The sequence below is a fragment of the Actinosynnema mirum DSM 43827 genome (assembly GCF_000023245.1).
Taxonomy (GTDB): domain Bacteria; phylum Actinomycetota; class Actinomycetes; order Mycobacteriales; family Pseudonocardiaceae; genus Actinosynnema; species Actinosynnema mirum.
Window position 1 is genome coordinate 7,281,307 of sequence record NC_013093.1, and the last position, 16,200, is coordinate 7,297,506.

The following is a 16,200-nucleotide window of genomic DNA, read 5'->3' on the forward strand; positions in this document are numbered from 1 at the left end:
GGGGGTGCGCGGCGCAACGTCCACCACGCCGACCAGTAGGCCCAACGAACCGGGACGCCCGACGATGCCCGCTTGTGGCGGGCTTCACCGCACCGCCCCGGATCAGGACCGCCCGTGATCGCCCGGTGACGGCCCGCATCGGCGCCCGAGGGCTTTCGTTAGCACCCCCGCACCGATTTCCCGATTTCACCTTTGACACCGGTTGACATTCCCGCCGGTCGGCTCTTGACTGAAGGCGTCGCACCCCTCACGGGGTTCTGCGGCACCTCCGGCGCGCTCGCGCAAGAGACCTACCGGTCCAATGTGGAATCCGCGCTTGAGCCGTTCGTCTGATTGTTTCGGCACCCGTCCAGCGATGTGCTTGCGCCAATCTTTCCCCACGAAGGGTTTGCGCCGTGAACAACTCAGGCAGACGGTGGCGGCACCGCACGGGGGCGGCTCTGCTCGCGGCCGTGCTCGGCACCTCTGGGATCGGCTTCGCCGCCACTCCCGCGCTCGCGCAGGAAGCACCCCAGGGCGCCCCCGAGGCGTCCAAGCAGCTGGACTCGGTCGACCGCGAGCGCATCGCCGACGCCGAGCGCGCCGGTCAGGCCGAGGTGACCCTGCTGGTCGCCGCGGAGAAGGGCGAGCTCGACTCGGCCGTCGACGAGCTGAAGGCGCTCGGCGGCACCGTGCAGTCCACCGAGCGCGACATCGACTACGCCAAGGTGTCGCTGCCGCGCGACAAGGCGGAGAAGGCCGCGAAGCTGGACACCGTCCGCGCCGTGGACGTCGACGGCCTGGTCGCGCTGGACGACCCGCGCCCCGAGGGCTCCGCCGCGCCGCTGCCGCAGAAGGCCCCGGACGCGAAGACGCCCAAGAAGAACCCGTACCTGCCGACCCAGGACACCCAGGCCGCGCAGTTCACGGACGCGCACTCCAAGTGGGACGGTCGGGGAACCACGATCGCCGTGCTGGACACCGGCATCGACCTGGACCACCCGGCGCTCAAGACCACCACGACCGGCGAGACCAAGGTCGTCGACTGGTACAACGCCAACGCCACCAACTCCGGCGACGGCACGTGGATCGGCATGTCCGGCCGGTACACGGCCGACTTCACCGTCGGCGGCGTCACCTACAAGGTGCCGAGGGGCGCGACGTACAGCTTCGGCCTGTTCCGCGAGACCTCGGGCGACCTCGGCCTGAGCAACAGCGAGACCGGCGGCGACCTGAACCGCGACGGCGACCGCAACGACGCCTTCGGCGTGCTGCAGGACGTCTCGACGCGCGAGGTGCGGGTCGACGTCAGGGGTGACGGCGACTTCACCGACGACAAGCCGATGATCGACTACAAGCACAAGAAGGACGTCGGCCACTTCGGCGTCGACAACCCGGCGACGGGCACCGTCGAGCAGGTCGCGTTCGTCGTGCAGACCGACAAGTCGGTGTACGACAACGGCGGCACCCCGTACGTGAACATCGGCATCTCCGCCGCCCAGCACGGCACGCACGTCGCGGGCATCACCTCCGCCAACAACCTGTTCGGCGGCAAGATGGTCGGCGCGGCGCCCGGCGCGAAGCTGATGGCCGTCAAGGTCTGCCTGTCGACCCCGTCCTGCACCAGCAGCGGCCTGATCGACGGCGTGCTGTACGCGGCGCGCAACGGCGCCGACGTCGTCAACATCTCCATCGGCGGCCTGCCCCCGCTCAACGACGGCAACAACGCGCGCGCCGAGCTGTACAACCGCACGATCGCCGAGTACAACGTGCAGCTGTTCATCTCCGCGGGCAACAGCGGCGCGGGCGCCAACACCGTGGGCGACCCGTCGGTGGCCTCCGACTCGATCAGCGTCGGCTCGTACATCACCAAGCAGACGTGGCTGTCGAACTACGGCTCGGTGACCAAGCAGGCCGAGGGCCTGCACGGCTTCTCCTCGCGCGGCCCGCGCGAGGACGGCGGCTTCAAGCCGGACATCGTCGCGCCCGGCTCGGCCATCGCGACGACCCCGCAGTGGCTGCCCTCCGGCCCCGTCGCGGGCACCTACGAGCTGCCCGCCGGCTACGCGATGCTGAACGGCACCTCGATGGCCGCCCCGCAGGCGACCGGCGCCGCCGCGCTGCTGGTGAGCGCGTACAAGGCCACGCACGACGGCCGGCGCCCGAACGCCGCGCAGCTGCGCACCGCGATCAAGACCGGCGCCAAGTGGGTCTCCTCGCTCCAGGCCTACGAGCAGGGCGCGGGCCTGTTCGACGTCAAGCGCGCCTGGGCTGAGCTGAACCGGGGCGTCAACACCCAGAACGTCACCACCTCGGTCGAGGTCAACACGGCGCTGGACGACCTGCTGGCCACGCCGGGCGTCGGCGTGGGCATCCACGACCGCGAGGGCGTCGTCGCGGGCAAGGAGTACACCCGCACCTACACGCTGACCCGCACCACCGGCCCGGACAAGAACCAGCAGTTCGGCCTGTCGTGGAAGGGCAACGACGGCACGTTCTCCTCGGGCACCAGGGTCACCCTGCCGCTGAACAAGCCGGTGCAGCTGGCCGTGAAGGTCAAGCCGAAGACCACCGGCGTGCACTCGGCCGTGCTGGAGATCGACAACTCGTCCACGGCCGGTGTCGACGCGATGACCCTGAACACGGTCTTCGCCGCCGACGAGTTCACCGCCAAGGGCTCCTACCAGGTGACCAGGACCGGCGACCTGCCGCGCAACCAGTCGCAGAGCTTCTTCGTGAAGGTGCCCGAGGGCACGAGCGCGCTGAAGGTCGACATGGCCGCGGGCGGCGACCCCGGCAAGGGCCAGGTGCGGTTCCTGCGCTTCGACCCGTACGGCGTCCCGTTCGACACCACCTCGTCGACCAACTGCTACAACCCCGACGCGGGCGCGGGCTGCTCCGGTGGCACGCCCACCAGCCGCACCGTCGCGAACCCGACGCCGGGCGTGTGGGAGATCGTGGTCGAGGCGCGGCGCACCTCGGACGCGGACGTGGCCAAGTACTCGGTGACCGCCTCCGTGCTGGGCACCGCGATCACCCCGAACCCGGACGTGATCGAGTCGGTCGTGGCCGGGACGCCGGTGGAGCGCCAGTACCAGGTGACCAACTCGCTGGCGACGTTCACCGGCAAGCTGGTCGGCGGCCCGCTGGGCAGCGCGAAGGTGGCGCGGCCGACCATCGCCGACGGCACCACCGCGCAGTACGACCTGGTCGTGCCCGCGGGTGCCACGCGGCTGCGGGCGTCGATCGGCAAGACGAGCGACGTGACCGCCGACCTGGACCTGCTGCTGTACAACTGCACCTCCGGGTCGTGCGTGCTGTACGTGCAGTCGGCCGACGCGGACTCGGAGGAGGCCGTGTCGGTGGCCAACCCGGCGCCGGGCGCGTGGCGGGTGGTCGTCGACGGGTACGCGGTGCCCGCCGGGACCACCGAGTACGACTACCTGGACGTGTTCACCGCGCCGAGCCTGGGCTCGGTGGCCGTGGCGGACACCGACGCGGTGCGCACCGCCGGTGCGACGTGGACGGCGACGGGCGCGGTGACCGCGAACGCGAAGCCCGGTGACGGGCGCGAGCTGCGCGGCGAGCTGGGCGTGCTGACCTCCGACGGCGTGCCGGTGGGCAGCGGCGTGGTGGTCGTGCGGAACGTGGCCTGACCGCTTCTGCGTTCGTCAGGAGCCCGTCCCCGCTTCGGCGGGGGCGGGCTCCTGCTCGTTCACGGGGCCGCTTCCGGGATGGCGGGGCGCGGACGTGCTCGAACGGCAGTGTTCTGAAAAATATTCAGGTCTCGTGCCGCAGCGCCGGACGCCTCTAGACTCGCCCGATGGCACATGACGCGGATGTCATCGTCGTCGGCGCGGGGCTGGCCGGGCTCGTCGCGGCCTCGGAGCTCGTCGACGCCGGGCGCAAGGTCCTGCTGCTCGACCAGGAGCCCGAGGCCTCGCTCGGCGGGCAGGCCTGGTGGTCGTTCGGCGGGCTGTTCATGGTGGACACCCCCGAGCAGCGCAGGCTGCGGGTGCGCGACTCGTCGGCGCTGGCGCTCCAGGACTGGCTGGGCTCGGCGGCGTTCGACCGCCCCGAGGACGAGTGGCCGAAGCGGTGGGCCGAGGCCTACGTGGACTTCGCCTCCGGCGAGAAGCGGGCCTGGCTGCACGGGCTGGGGGTGCGGTTCTTCCCGCTGGTGCAGTGGGCCGAGCGCGGCGGGTACCTGGCGGGCGGGCACGGCAACTCGGTGCCGCGCTTCCACGTCACCTGGGGCACCGGGCCGGGCATCGTCGAGCCGTTCGCGAAGCGGGTGCGCCAGGCCGAGGCGGCCGGGCTGCTGGAGTTCCGCTTCCGGCACCGGGTGACCGGGCTGACCACCACCGGCGGCGTGGTCGACGGGGTGAGCGGCGAGGTGCTCGTGCCGTCCGCGGTGGAGCGGGCGGAGCCGTCCTCGCGGGAGGTGGCCGGGTCGTTCGAGCTGCGCGCGCAGGCCGTGGTGGTGACCAGCGGCGGCATCGGCGGCAACCACGAGCTGGTGCGCCGCAACTGGCCCGCGCGGATGGGCACGCCGCCCGAGCACATGCTGTCGGGCGTGCCGGACCACGTGGACGGCCTGATGCTCCAGGTGGTCAACGAGGCGGGCGGGCGGATCATCAACGAGGACCGCATGTGGCACTACCCGGAGGGCATCGACAACCACAGCCCGGTGTGGAGCAGGCACGGCATCCGCATCCTGCCCGGCCCGTCGCCGCTGTGGCTGGACGCCACCGGCAAGCGGCTGCCGATCCCGCTGTTCCCCGGCTTCGACGCGCTCGGGGCGCTGGAGCACATCGTCAAGACCGGGCACGGGCACTCGTGGTTCCTGCTGAACCAGCGGATCATCGGCAAGGAGTTCGCGCTGTCGGGGTCGGAGCAGAACCCGGACCTGACGGGGCGCGACGTGAAGATGCTCCTCAAGCGCGTGCTGCCGGGCGCGGTGACGCCGGTGGAGGTGTTCGCGAAGCGGTCGCCGGAGTTCATCACCGGGCGGACCGTCGCCGAGGTCGTGGCGGGGATGAACGCGCTGGTCGGCGAGGATTTGGTGGACGCGGCCGAGCTGCAGCGCGTGGTGGTGGAGCGGGACCGGCAGGTGCTGTCCGGGCTGGGCAAGGACATGCAGGTGAACGCGATGCGCGAGGCGCGGAAGTTCCTCACCGACAAGGTGATGCGCGTGGTCGAGCCGCACGCCCTGCTGGACCCGAAGGCGGGACCGCTGATCGCGGTGCGGCTGTCGGTGCTGACCCGCAAGACCCTGGGAGGGCTGCACACGGACCTGTCGGGGCGGGTGCTGACCCAGGACGGGTCGGTGCTGGAGGGGGTGTACGCGGCCGGTGAGGCGGCCGGGTTCGGCGGGGGCGGGGTGCACGGGTACCGGGCGCTGGAGGGGACGTTCCTGGGCGGGTGCTTGTTCTCGGGGCGGACCGCGGGGCGGGCTGCGGCGAAGGCGCTGGGGTAGGGGTCCGGGGCGCGTCCCGGTGGGCGCGCCCCGCTCAGTCCCCGAACGCCGCCACGTACGACGCCAGGCACGACGCCGGCGTCACCACCGACGCCACCACGTGCCCGTCCACCTCCAGCGGCGGGTCCACCGGCACCGGGACGACCCGGCCCGGTCGCACGTTCGCCACCTGGCCCTCCGGCAGCAGAGCCCACCCCGCCGGGTCGCGGGCGACCTCGTACAGGGCGTTCATCAGGTCCCCCGACGGCGACCGCCGGGGCGCGGTCGGCAGGGCGGCCAGGATCGCGTCGTGCAGCGGCGGGTCCGCCTCGCGGGCGGGCAAACGCAGGCCCTCCGGGGACAGGTCGGCCAGGCTCACCGACGGCGCGCCCGCCGCCGGGTGCTCGTGGGACAGCACGGCGTGCAGCCGCTCCCCCCACGCGCGCGCCACCCGCAGGTCGTCCCCGGACCGCACCGCGCCGCGCACCAGCGCCACGTCCAGCTCGCCCGCCCGCACGGCCGCCAGGCGCGCGGGCACCGGCAGGTCCACCAGCTCCGGCTCCACGTCGCCGAGTCGGCCGAGGGCCCGGTCGACCCGCGCGTCCACGCAGGACGCCAGCCCGATCCGCACCACCGCCCCGCGCTCCCCCGCCACCACCCGCACCCGCGCGGCGGCGGCCAGGGTCTCGCGGGCGGCGGCGAGGACGCGTTCGCCCGCCGGGGTCAGCCGGACCCGCCGGGAGGTCCGGTCGAGCAGCCGGGCGCCCAGCTCCCGCTCCAGGCGGGCGACCTGCTGGCTCACCGCGGGCTGCACGATCCGCAGCCGCTCGGCGGCCCGCCCGAAGTGCAGCTCCTCGGCGACGGTCACGAAGTAGTGCAGCGCGCGCAGTTCCACACCCCCTGATCTATCACGGGACGTGATCGCTGCGGGGCGGGTCCGCTCGTTGTCCGCCCGGTTCGCGGCGGGTCTGATGGGAGGCGCGCCCCGGTGGTCGGGGCGCAGGTGAGGAGCAGCGCGGTGAGCACAACCACCCTCGGCGTCATCGGTTCCGGCATGGTCGGGGCGGGTGTCGCGCGGCGCGCGGTCGACGCGGGGCTCCGCGTCGTGCTGGCCAACTCGCGGGGCCCGGAGTCCCTGGCCGCGCTGGTGGCCGAGCTGGGCGGGCGGGCGCGCGCGGCGACCCCGGCGGAGGCGGCGCTGGCGGGCGAGGTGGTCGTGGCGGCCGTGCCGCTGACCGCGCTGGACCGGCTGCCGGTGGCGGAGCTGGCGGGCAAGGTCGTGGTCGACCCGATGAACTACGCCCGCAAGCCCGGCTGGGAGAACCCCGAGCTGGACCGGGACGAGCTGACCTCCAGCGAGCTGGTGCAGCGCGCGCTGACCGGCGCCCGCGTGGTGAAGGCGCTGCACAACATCGGCCCCCGGCAGCTCCTGCGGCTGCACCGCCCGGACGGCGCCCCCGACCGCACCGCCCTGCCGCTGTCCGGCGACGACCCGGCGGCCAAGGCCGAGGTCGCCGCGCTGCTGGCCGCGCTGGGCTTCGACGCGGTCGACCTGGGCCCGCTGGCCGAGAGCTGGCGCAGCGAGCCGAACACCCCGCTGTACGCCGTGCCGTACACCGGCCTGCCGCCCGAGGGGCTGCCGATCGCGGAGGTGGTGGCCTGGTTCCAGGCCGCCGACGGGGTGCCGCTGCCCGCGTCGCGGGTGCGCGAGCTGGCCGCGTCGACCACGCGCCCGCGGGCGGGGTTCCAGCTGTAGCCGCTACGCCACCGAGGTGTACCGCCCCTGGAACCGCACCAGCGGCGAGGTGCCCGCCGTGTGCTCGATCGCCAGCGGCTCGCCCACCAGCGCCACGTGGTCGCCCACCACGATCCGGCGGGACGTGCGGCACCTGAGGCGGGCCGGGGCGTCGAGCAGGTGGGGGACGCCGTCGCCGTCCGGCTCCCAGCGGGTGGCCTGGCCGAAGCGGTCGGCTCCGGAGCGGGCGAAGAGGTCGGACAGGGCGGTCTGGCCCGCGTGCAGCAGGTGCAGGGCGAACAGCGGGGCGGTGCGCAGCACCGGCCACGCGGACGCGCCCTGGCCGATCCACACCACCACCAGCGGCGGGTCGAGGCTGGCCGAGGTGATCGAGCTGACCGTGACGCCCACCGGGCCGTCGCCACCGGTCGCGGTCACGATGCCGACGCCCTGCGGGAAGTCGCGGAACACCCCGCGCAGACCCAGCGACGACTCGACCATCGGGCACCCGCCTCTCCTGGGGCACGTCGGACCCCGCCCCCGAGGATGCAACCCGGCGGGCGGCGCTTCAAGGACGTCCACCCGGCGGGAAGCGCGGCGCGCCCAGGGCACTACGGGAACGCGCGGCCGAGTCGGGAGGTCCCTGTCGAGTCGGGAGGTCCCGAACGGGCCGGGAGGTCCCGGACGGGCCGGAAAGGGCGTGAACAGCCCGGAGGCCCCGCCGCGACGTGCGCGACGGGGCCTCCGGGTCAGGCTGCGAGGGGCCGCTCAGGCGACCCCGGCCAGCACCGAGTCGATCCGGCTGGCGATCCGGTCGTTGTCCGTGGGGGCCAGGCTCAGCCACCCGTTCTCCCGGACCATCAGGTAGCGGCCCTGGTGCGTGTCGAACCAGGTGATGGTCACCCCGGCCCGCTGCGCCCGGTACCCGCCGCCACCGCCGTGCGACACCCCGAACTGCCCGCCCGCCTTGCGGTTGGCCGCCAGCTCGCTCAGCGCGGTGGCGTCCTCGCGGGACAGGCCGGCGCGCTGGAGCGCGGTGCGCTCGTCGACCTCGGAGTCGCCCCACGGGTCGTCCTCGTCGCCGTCGGACTGGCCCTGCATCGCGACGGCCGCGCTCATGGTCTCGACCCGCAGCGACAGCGACGAGCCGGGACCTGCCGCGCCTGCGGGCAGCACCTCCACGATGGACCTGGCCAGCGAGGTCGGCCGGATCTCCAGCAGGCCGACGCTGCCGCTGTCGATCACCGCGAGGGCCGCCCGGTCGCCGTCCGAGACGGCGACGGCGCGGATCGGGCGCTCGACGTGCGCGATGGCGTCCACCGACACGCGGTGGTCGGCCAGCAGCCGCAGCAGCGAGACCAGCCGGTGGTCGGGCTGGCCGCCCAGCTCGGCGAGCACCTGCTCGCGCAGCCGGGCGCGCTCGGCCTCGGTCGCGCCGAGGCTGGGCACGTCCAGCGGGTAGGGCAGCCTGCCCAGCCCGAGGTCCTGCCACAGCACGTCGAGCTGACGCGGCGTGAGCAGGTACTCCGGCTCGATCACGACTGGCCGCCCTTCTTGGGCTTGACCCCGCCGATCACCGACGGCGGCAGGTTCTCGCCCGGCACCTCGAAGATGTCCTCACCGCGGATGTACGCGGCGGAACGGCGCTCCTTGTCCTCCGCGCCCTGGCCGCCCGCGCCCGCGCCGCCCATCGGGGCGCCGCCCATCGGCGTGCCGCCGCCACCGGCGCCACCCGCGGCGCCGGGGCCGAAGCCCACGCCGGGAGCGCCACCGCGACCGCCCGCGAAGGCCGCCGACGAGCCGCCCGCGCCCATCTGGCTGCCCGCCGCGCCCATGCCGCCGCCCGCGCCACCACCGGCGCCGCCGAAGCCACCGCCCGCGCCGCCGAAGCCGCCCGCGCCACCGGCGAAGCGACCAGCAGCCGCACCGCCCGCGCCACCCGCGCCGCCGCCGGCGCCACCGGCACCGCCGAAGCCGCCACCGGCGCCGCCCGCACCACCCGCGCCGCCGAAGTTCGGCGTGTAGCGCGGGTTGGTGTTGGCCCCGCCCTGCGGGACGTACCCGGTGCCCGTGCCGACGCCCGTGTTGGGGCGCGGCGGGGTGTAGCCGGGGTTGTTGGTCGGGTTCGTGTAACCGGGGTTGGTCGGGGTGTACCCGCCGGTGTTGCCGCCGGTGCCGGTCTGGTAGTTCGGCGGCGTGTAGCCGGGGTTGTTCGTCGGGTTCGTGTAACCGGGGTTCGTCGTCTTCGGCGGCGAGTACGTCGTCCCCGAGGTGTTCGTCGTCGCCGGGGGCGTGTACGTCGACTGCGGCGGGGTGTAGCCGCCCTGCGGGGTCGGCGTGTAGCCGCCGTACGAGGGCGACGGGGAGGACGCGGGCGGGGTGTAGCCCGAGTTCGCCGGGGGCGTGTACGTGGGAGCGGACGCGGCGGCCGGGGTCGGCGACGCGTAGCTCTGGTTGGTCGTGCCGCCGCCGCCCGACGGGCCGCTGTAGCCGGCTGCGGCGGGCGCGTAACCGGTGCTGCTGCCCGAGGTGGTCGCGCCGCCGGGACCCTCGTACCCGCTGCCGCCGACCGGCTTGTAGCCCTCGGTGGACACCGCGCCGCCGCCACCCGCGCCGCCCGCGCCCGCCGGGCCGCCGTAGCCGGAGACCTGGCCGCCCGCGTTGGTGACGCCGGCGGCGGTCAGCGCGCCCGAGGCGTCGCCGAGGCCGGGCGCGTCCACCGTGCGGATGGTCGCGACCTGGGGCTCCTCGTAGGCGCCGGTGGTCGGGTTGAACGGCGGGCTGAACTTGGGGGTGTTCTGGTCGACGTTGCGGGAGTCGTTCTCCATCGACGTCATCACGTTCACGGCGTGCTCGTGCTGGAGCCGCGCGTGCTCGTTGGCCGCCTGCACGTCCACCGAGGACGAGGCGAGCCAGGTCAGGCCGCCCGAGCTGAGCGTGTTGGTGGCCTGGTCCCAGTTGAACTCCACCGGCTCGGGGATGTTCGTCCGGGCGTTCTGCATGATCTGGGCCTGCTCCTGGACCCTGGTGCCCACCGTGACGGCGGTCTCCGCGGTCTCGGTCACCCAGTTCGACAGCAGCCGGATCGCGGCGCGCGCGCCGTCGGCCGAGTCGCCGGTCCAGCCGCTCTCGCTGGCCGAGACCCGCTCGTTGATCACTCGGGCGGCCTCGGTCAGCTCGGTGCCGAAGTGGCCCCACTCCGAACCGATCTCACCGGTCTGGCCGGGGTCGTTGTTCGTGTGGACCGAGTCGTAAAGCTCCCGGTGCGACCTGGACGCCCAGTTCTGGGTGTCGGTCAGAACCAGGTCCGCCGCTTCCTGCTCCACGAGCCCCGTCCTCTCAGTTGCTGTTCAGGTTGGCCGCGCCGCTGAGCCGCCGCAGCTCGTCGCGGTGCTCCTCGTCGATGGCCTGGAAGTTGCGGATGGCGCTCTGCACGGAGTCGTGCGTCTGCTGCAGCACCTCGCGGTAGGAGGTCATGACGGAGGCGAAGGAGTAGGGGTCGCCCTCGGCGCGCTCCTCGAACTTCGACTTCATCCGCTCGCTGACCGGGTTGGTGCCCAGCGGCGCGGGGCGGGCGAGCCTGCCCGCGCGCTCCAGCCAGGAGTCGACCTGGTCGATCTGCTCCAGGAGCATCTTGCGCAGCTCCTCGCCCACGACGGGGTCGAGCGAGACCTTGCCGGAGTTCACGGTCTCGTTGAGCGCCACGACCTCTTCGCCCAGGGGGACGCGCTTCTTCGGCGCAACCGGCTGCTGGGCCTGGTTGTCGGTTCCCGCTTCGTCGATGTACATCGTTTCCCTCGCGAAGGCAGTCTGCAGGACGGAACCCAAGCTGCCAGGCGTCGCCAACGCAAACCCAACGCGCCACCAATGCGAGTGGATCGGCGGCGGATGCTCGTGTGGGAAACTTTTCGCCGCACCGTGACGAAGCCGAAAGGTCTGCAGATGCGGGTGAACCTGCTCGGCCCGGTTGAACTCGTCTCCGCAGGTGGGGACGCGGTCCACCTCGGCGCGGCCAAGCGCAGGACGGTGCTCGCGGCGCTGGCGCTGGAGCTGAACCGGGTGGTGTCCGGGGATCGCCTGCTGTCGCTGGTGTGGGACGGCTCGCCGCCGCCGCAGGCCAAAGCGGCCCTTCAGGGACATATCGCCCAGCTGCGGAAGGTGCTGGGCGGCGGTGTGGCGCTGGTCACCCGCTCGCCGGGCTACCTGCTGACCGCCGACCGGTCCGCCGTGGACGTGTTCCGGTTCGAGGACCTGGTCGCGGGCTCGCGGGACGCGGACGACGAGCGGGCGGCCGAGGAGCTGGCGCGGGCGCTGCGGTTGTGGCGCGGACCGGTGCTGGCGGACGTGGCGAGCGAGGTGCTGCGGGAGTCGGTGTCGGCGCGGCTGGAGGAGCTGCGCACGGTGGCCGTGCAGGAGCTGGCGACCCGGCTGTTCCGGCTGGACCGGGCCGAGGAGGCGGTGGCGGCGCTGACCGGCGCGGTCGCCGACCACCCGCTGCGGGAGCCGCTGGTGGCCAGGCTGGTGCTCGCGCTGCACGGCGCGGGGCGGCAGGCCGAGGCGCTGGAGCTGTTCCACCGCACCCGCGAGCAGCTGGCCGAGGAGCTGGGCGTCGATCCGGGACCCGAGCTGCGCGAGGCGTACCAGGCGGTGCTGGACGGCGGGGTCGTCGCGACCCGGCCGGTGTCCGCGCCGCAGGTCAGCGCGCCCGCGCAGCTGCCGAGGGAGCACCGGGGGTTCGTCGGGCGGGCCTGCGAGCTGGCCGCGCTGGAGGCGGACCTGGGCGGGCAGGACTCGGCGATCGGGCTGCTGGTCGGTCCGGCCGGGGTGGGCAAGACGGCGCTGGCGCTGCACTGGGCGCACCGGGTGGCGGCGGACTTCCCGGACGGCCAGCTGTTCGTGAACCTGCGCGGCTTCGACGAGACCGAGCCGCTGGACCCGCGCACCGCGCTGGTGGGGTTCCTGCGGGCGCTGGGCGTGGACGACTCGCAGATCGCGGTGGACCTGGAGGAGCAGGCCGCGCAGTTCCGGTCGCTGGTGGCGGGCAGGCGGGTGCTGGTGGTGCTGGACAACGCCAGGTCCGCGGAGCAGGTCCGGCCGCTGCTGCCGGGGTCGGCGCGGTGCATGGTGCTGGTGACCAGCAGGTTGTTGCTGGACGACCTGGTGGTGACCGAGGGCGCGACGTCGCTGCAGGTGCCGCAGCTGGAGGAGGGCACGGCGGAGGACCTGCTGGCGGCGGCGCTGGGCAGGCACCGGATCGAGCAGGAGCCCGAGGCGGTGGCGGAGCTGGTCGAGCTGTGCGACCGGCTGCCGCTGGCGCTGCGGATCGCGGGCGCGCGGCTGGCGTCCCGGCCGAGGTGGACGATCCAGTCGCTGGTGGACGAGCTGCGCGACGAGCAGGGGCGGCTGTCGGGGCTGTCGCTGGAGGCGGGCACGGGCGTGCACGCGGCGCTCGCGGTGAGCTACCGGGAGCTGCCGGAGGCGGCGGCACGGCTGCTGCGGAGGTTGGGGCTGCACCCCGGCACGGACCTGGACAGCTACACGGCGGCGGCGCTGATGGACATCGGCGTGGGCAGCGCGCGCACCCACCTGCGGACGCTGGCGTACGCGAACCTGCTGCACGAGTCCATGCCGGACCGGTACTCGCGGCACGACCTGGTGCGGCTGTTCACCCACCACCTGGCGGCGACCGAGCCGGAGGAGGACAACACCGAGGCCACGCACCGGCTGCTGGACTACTACCTGCACGTGGCGGACCTGGCGCGCGGGCACCTGTCGGACCACGTGCAGCCGTTCGAGCCGCTGAGCTACCAGCCGGCGAGCGCGCCGGAGCTGCGCTCGCACGAGGCGGCGCTGGGGTGGTTCACGCTGGAGGAGGCGAACCTCGGTCTGGCGCTGGACATCGCGGTCGGATCGGGGCTGCGGGAGCGGACGTGGCAGTTGGCGCTGTGCCTGGACGCGTTCCACTTCCGGCGCGGGAACCGGCTGGACCGGTTGGCGCTGTGCGGGATCGGGTTGACGGCGGCGCGGGCGCTGGGCGACAAGCACGCGGAGGCCACGTTCCTGCTGCGGCTGGGGTCGACGCTGGCGGACCTGGGGCGGATCGACGAGGCGGTGGCGGCGTGCGGGGAGTCCGCGGCGCTGGCGATCGGGGACCGGCATCTGGAGCTGGCGGCGCTGGCGAACCTGGGGTACTGCCTGATGGCGGCGGGGCGGTTGGCGGAGGCCGAGGAGCGGATCAGGGAGACGGTGGAGATCGCGCGGGAGGTCGGGGACGCGCGGTCTCGGGCCAGCGGGTTGAACAACCTGGCGAACGTGCTGCTGGCTCGGGGGGAACCGGAGCTGGCGCTGGGGCACGCGGTGGAGGCGCTGGGGTTGTTCAGCGGGGACTCGCCGACCAAGGCGCACACGGCGACGTTGCACACGGTGGGGGCGGTGCTGCAGGAGTTGGGGCGGCCTGAGGAGGCGTTGGAGTCCTATCGGGCCGGGTTGGCGTTGGCCGAGGCCATTGGGGATCGGTACCAGGAGGCTTTGTGCCACCGGGCCATCGGGGATGTGCTGGAGCGGTTGGGGATGGCGGAGCAGGCGGTTCCGCACTGGTCCGAGGCTTTGCGGCGGTATCGGGATTTGCGGTTGACGGAGGGGGAGGAGTTGAGCGGGAAGGTGGATGGGCCTGGGGGGGCGTAGGGGAGGTCAAGAGCTGAAGGGCACGCCTCGCCGGCGGGGCAGACCTCCAAAAAAGAGGGGGACGGGCTCTGTCGGCCGGTGACCGTTCCGTTGGTGGTGCGGTTTACCCCTGCGGTGGTCCGGGTCCCTCTTCTCCGTGTGGCCTCCTTTCAGGCAAGCACGCTCGTCAAGACGCCGTATGACTCGGGCGGTCTGCCGTGGCAGTGCGGCGGCATCTTGACAAGCGTGCTCGGGCTTCGCCAGGCCAAACGGAGAAGAGGGACGCGGGAATGGGGCTGCGTGGGCTCGCTGCGCTCGCCCCGCAGCCCGCGAGTGCGGTTGGCCTGCAGCCCGCGAGTGCGGTTGGCCTGCAGCCCGCGAGTGCGGTTGGCCTGCAGATCGCGAGTGCGATTGGCCTGCAGATCGCGAGTGCGATTGGCCTGGAGATCGCGAGTGCGGTGCGGGTTAGTCGGGGGGCGTCGGGGTGGCAGCTAGGGCTTTGAGGGCTGCTCGTGCCACGGCGTCGTTTTGTCTGAAGCCTGGCGCGTTTGTCCTTGGTCTGGCGAATGCGGCGTGTGCCTTGTTGTTCGTGTAGGGCCCTACCGCGAAGCGTCTGGGGTGTGGGTGGCCCTCGTGGTCCAGCAGGGCGCTGTCGGTTGGGTCTACGCGGACCAGGCCCGCCACGTCCAGGACCTCGCCCGCTGCCACCAGGTCGCGCAGCAGGGGGCTGCGGGTGCGGGGCAGGGTGTGGTCGGGGAGGCGGGCCTCGATCAGGGTTTTGGCGCGGGTCTCGGTGCCCGGCGTGTTGGGGGAGCGGGCTACGAACTCGTCGTTCTCCACCGTCACCTTCAGCTCTCCGCCTAGGAAGTGGACCACCCCGGCCTCGGACAGCGCCAGGAGTTCCTCCAGTCGGTCCGGGGGTGGGCCGCTGGCCAGGAAGCTGAAGAAGCCGTGCCACCAGCCGTCCTCGTTCACCAGGCGGCCCGAGGCGAACAGCGGGGGGAGTGCGCCGTACACGCCCAGCAGGGCCAGGAACGCGCCTAGGTCGGCGCTGTGGGTCGGGTCGCCGCGTCGGGTCACGTCGGACTGGATGTGGGCGCGCAGGTGGGCTTGCAGTTCGTTGGGGCCGTTGAGCACCACGCCTCTCAGCGGGCGGTCCGAGGTCTCGAAGTCCAGGCGGTCCTCGGGGGACGGGATCGACTCCGCCTCCAGGGCGCGCATCCGGGGGGAGTACCAGTCCAGGGCGGCGAACGCCGCCGAGAACTCCGGCCAACCGCGCGTGACGCGGTCCGGGTGGGCGGTGAACAGTTCGCGGTAGAAACCCAGTGCGACGTCCTTGGCGATCAGCGGCCAGACGTCGTGGTGGAAGTCCACCGGGCCCGGACGGTTCAGGAGGGCCCGCACGTCCAGGAAGCGGGGCGGTTCGGGGGGAGCGCCTTGGAGGCGGTAGCCGGTCTTCGAGTGGTAGGGGACGCCTCGGCGTGAGCCGGCCAGGAGCCTCGGTTCCCGGCCGCTCGGGTGGTAGCGCAGCACACCGTTCTCCCGTGCGAAACGGCCGCCCCTGCCCTGCGCGAGCAGGACCGCCAGGTCGATGAACGCCAGGCCCAGGCCGCGGACCAGGACGTCCTCGGCCTCCGGGACGGTGGAGAGGTCGGTGTCGGCGGTGTAGTCCGGGGGGAGGTAGCGGAGGTTGGCGGCCTTGGCCTGCGCGGCTAGTGCGGACTCCTGGGGGGTGAGGTCGGCGTCCAGGTGGCCGAGTGCGAGGACCACCACGTCGGCCACTAGTGGTTCTGCTTTGCCTTCGAGCCAGACGGATTGAGTCTGGTCGCCGGTGAGGCGGACGGCCTCGCCTACGTGCTCGACCACCGTGCTGCCCTCGGGCAGCCGGGTGACGGCCAGGCGGTGGAACCAGGACAGGTAGGCGCTCTGCACCCGTCGCGACGGGAACGAGGTCGGGCGCATCGCGGTTAGTTCGGCGCGGACGGCGTCGTCCAGGGGGACCTCGATCTCCCCTGAGCGCACCAGGTCCGCCCACTCGGCGAGTGACGGGCCGGTTCGCACCGGGCCCTCGCACACCACGCTGTCGTCGGTGAACACCGTGACGTCCTCGGCCATCGAGTTCATCCTCAGCAGCGGCGACTGCTCGTGCCGCCACACCCGCCCGGCCCCGACCGGGTGCGGGTCGACCAGGTGGACCTCCAGCGGTCGGGCGAGCAGCTCGGGGGCGTTGGCGCCCAGGCGTTCGAGCAGTCCGGACGCGCGGGGGCCGCCGCCGACGACCACGACGGTCGCGCGGGCGCCTGGGGGGTGCGGTGCTGCGGTCACGGGGCTCCTTCGCACGTGGAACGGACTTGCCTCGCACGCC

The 16,200-nt window shown here is 73.4% G+C and carries 10 protein-coding genes; 4 read left to right on the plus strand and 6 right to left on the minus strand.

Translation table 11 applies throughout. From position 1 onward, the window contains the following. Nucleotides 1–395 precede the first annotated feature (395 nt). Complete coding sequence (locus AMIR_RS30795) at nucleotides 396–3,635, plus strand: S8 family serine peptidase (protein ID WP_015804902.1); 3,240 nt, start codon at nucleotides 396–398, stop codon at nucleotides 3,633–3,635. A gap of 167 nt (nucleotides 3,636–3,802) precedes the next feature. Next, a complete protein-coding gene (locus tag AMIR_RS30800; protein WP_015804903.1) occupies nucleotides 3,803–5,458 on the plus strand; it encodes an FAD-binding dehydrogenase in 1,656 nt (551 codons plus the stop codon). A gap of 34 nt (nucleotides 5,459–5,492) precedes the next feature. Here AMIR_RS30800 and AMIR_RS30805 read toward each other — a convergent pair whose 3' ends face one another. Beyond that, nucleotides 5,493–6,332: a LysR family transcriptional regulator gene (locus tag AMIR_RS30805; RefSeq protein ID WP_015804904.1), complete on the minus strand. Its 840-nt coding sequence runs from the start codon at nucleotides 6,330–6,332 to the stop codon at nucleotides 5,493–5,495. 123 nt (nucleotides 6,333–6,455) lie between these two features. Between AMIR_RS30805 and AMIR_RS30810 the strand changes: the two genes are divergently transcribed. Next, complete coding sequence (locus AMIR_RS30810) at nucleotides 6,456–7,193, plus strand: NADPH-dependent F420 reductase (RefSeq protein ID WP_118947845.1); 738 nt, start codon at nucleotides 6,456–6,458, stop codon at nucleotides 7,191–7,193. A gap of 3 nt (nucleotides 7,194–7,196) precedes the next feature. Here AMIR_RS30810 and AMIR_RS30815 read toward each other — a convergent pair whose 3' ends face one another. The 4 genes from AMIR_RS30815 to AMIR_RS30830 form a co-directional block, all read right to left on the minus strand. Then, nucleotides 7,197–7,673: a flavin reductase family protein gene (locus tag AMIR_RS30815; protein ID WP_015804906.1), complete on the minus strand. Its 477-nt coding sequence runs from the start codon at nucleotides 7,671–7,673 to the stop codon at nucleotides 7,197–7,199. Nucleotides 7,674–7,940: 267 nt separating this feature from the next. Then, complete coding sequence (locus AMIR_RS30820; RefSeq protein ID WP_015804907.1) at nucleotides 7,941–8,711, minus strand: ESX secretion-associated protein EspG; 771 nt, start codon at nucleotides 8,709–8,711, stop codon at nucleotides 7,941–7,943. Next, nucleotides 8,708–10,498: a PPE domain-containing protein gene (locus AMIR_RS39750; protein WP_015804908.1), complete on the minus strand. Its 1,791-nt coding sequence runs from the start codon at nucleotides 10,496–10,498 to the stop codon at nucleotides 8,708–8,710. The genes AMIR_RS30820 and AMIR_RS39750 overlap by 4 nt, the downstream gene beginning before the upstream one ends. Nucleotides 10,499–10,511: 13 nt before the next feature. Continuing rightward, nucleotides 10,512–10,961: a hypothetical protein gene (locus tag AMIR_RS30830; RefSeq protein WP_015804909.1), complete on the minus strand. Its 450-nt coding sequence runs from the start codon at nucleotides 10,959–10,961 to the stop codon at nucleotides 10,512–10,514. 153 nt (nucleotides 10,962–11,114) lie between these two features. Here AMIR_RS30830 and AMIR_RS30835 point away from each other — a divergent pair, with 153 nt between their 5' ends. Next, complete coding sequence (locus AMIR_RS30835) at nucleotides 11,115–13,856, plus strand: AfsR/SARP family transcriptional regulator (RefSeq protein WP_118947847.1); 2,742 nt, start codon at nucleotides 11,115–11,117, stop codon at nucleotides 13,854–13,856. Between the two features lie 444 nt (nucleotides 13,857–14,300). Here the strand turns inward: AMIR_RS30835 and AMIR_RS30845 are convergent, their stop codons facing one another. Continuing rightward, nucleotides 14,301–16,160, minus strand: a complete 1,860-nt coding sequence (locus AMIR_RS30845; RefSeq protein ID WP_015804911.1) for an FAD/NAD(P)-binding protein — start codon at nucleotides 16,158–16,160, stop codon at nucleotides 14,301–14,303. Nucleotides 16,161–16,200 lie beyond the last annotated feature (40 nt).

What these genes read in the sequence shown, in the direction of transcription:
- AMIR_RS30800 (WP_015804903.1), top strand. Translation starts at nt 3,803, where the DNA reads ATGGCACATGACGCGGATGTCATCGTCGTCGGCGCGGGGCTGGCCGGG.
- AMIR_RS30815 (WP_015804906.1), bottom strand. Translation starts at nt 7,673, where the DNA reads ATGGTCGAGTCGTCGCTGGGTCTGCGCGGGGTGTTCCGCGACTTCCCG.
- AMIR_RS30830 (WP_015804909.1), bottom strand. Translation starts at nt 10,961, where the DNA reads ATGTACATCGACGAAGCGGGAACCGACAACCAGGCCCAGCAGCCGGTT.
- AMIR_RS30835 (WP_118947847.1), top strand. Translation starts at nt 11,115, where the DNA reads ATGCGGGTGAACCTGCTCGGCCCGGTTGAACTCGTCTCCGCAGGTGGG.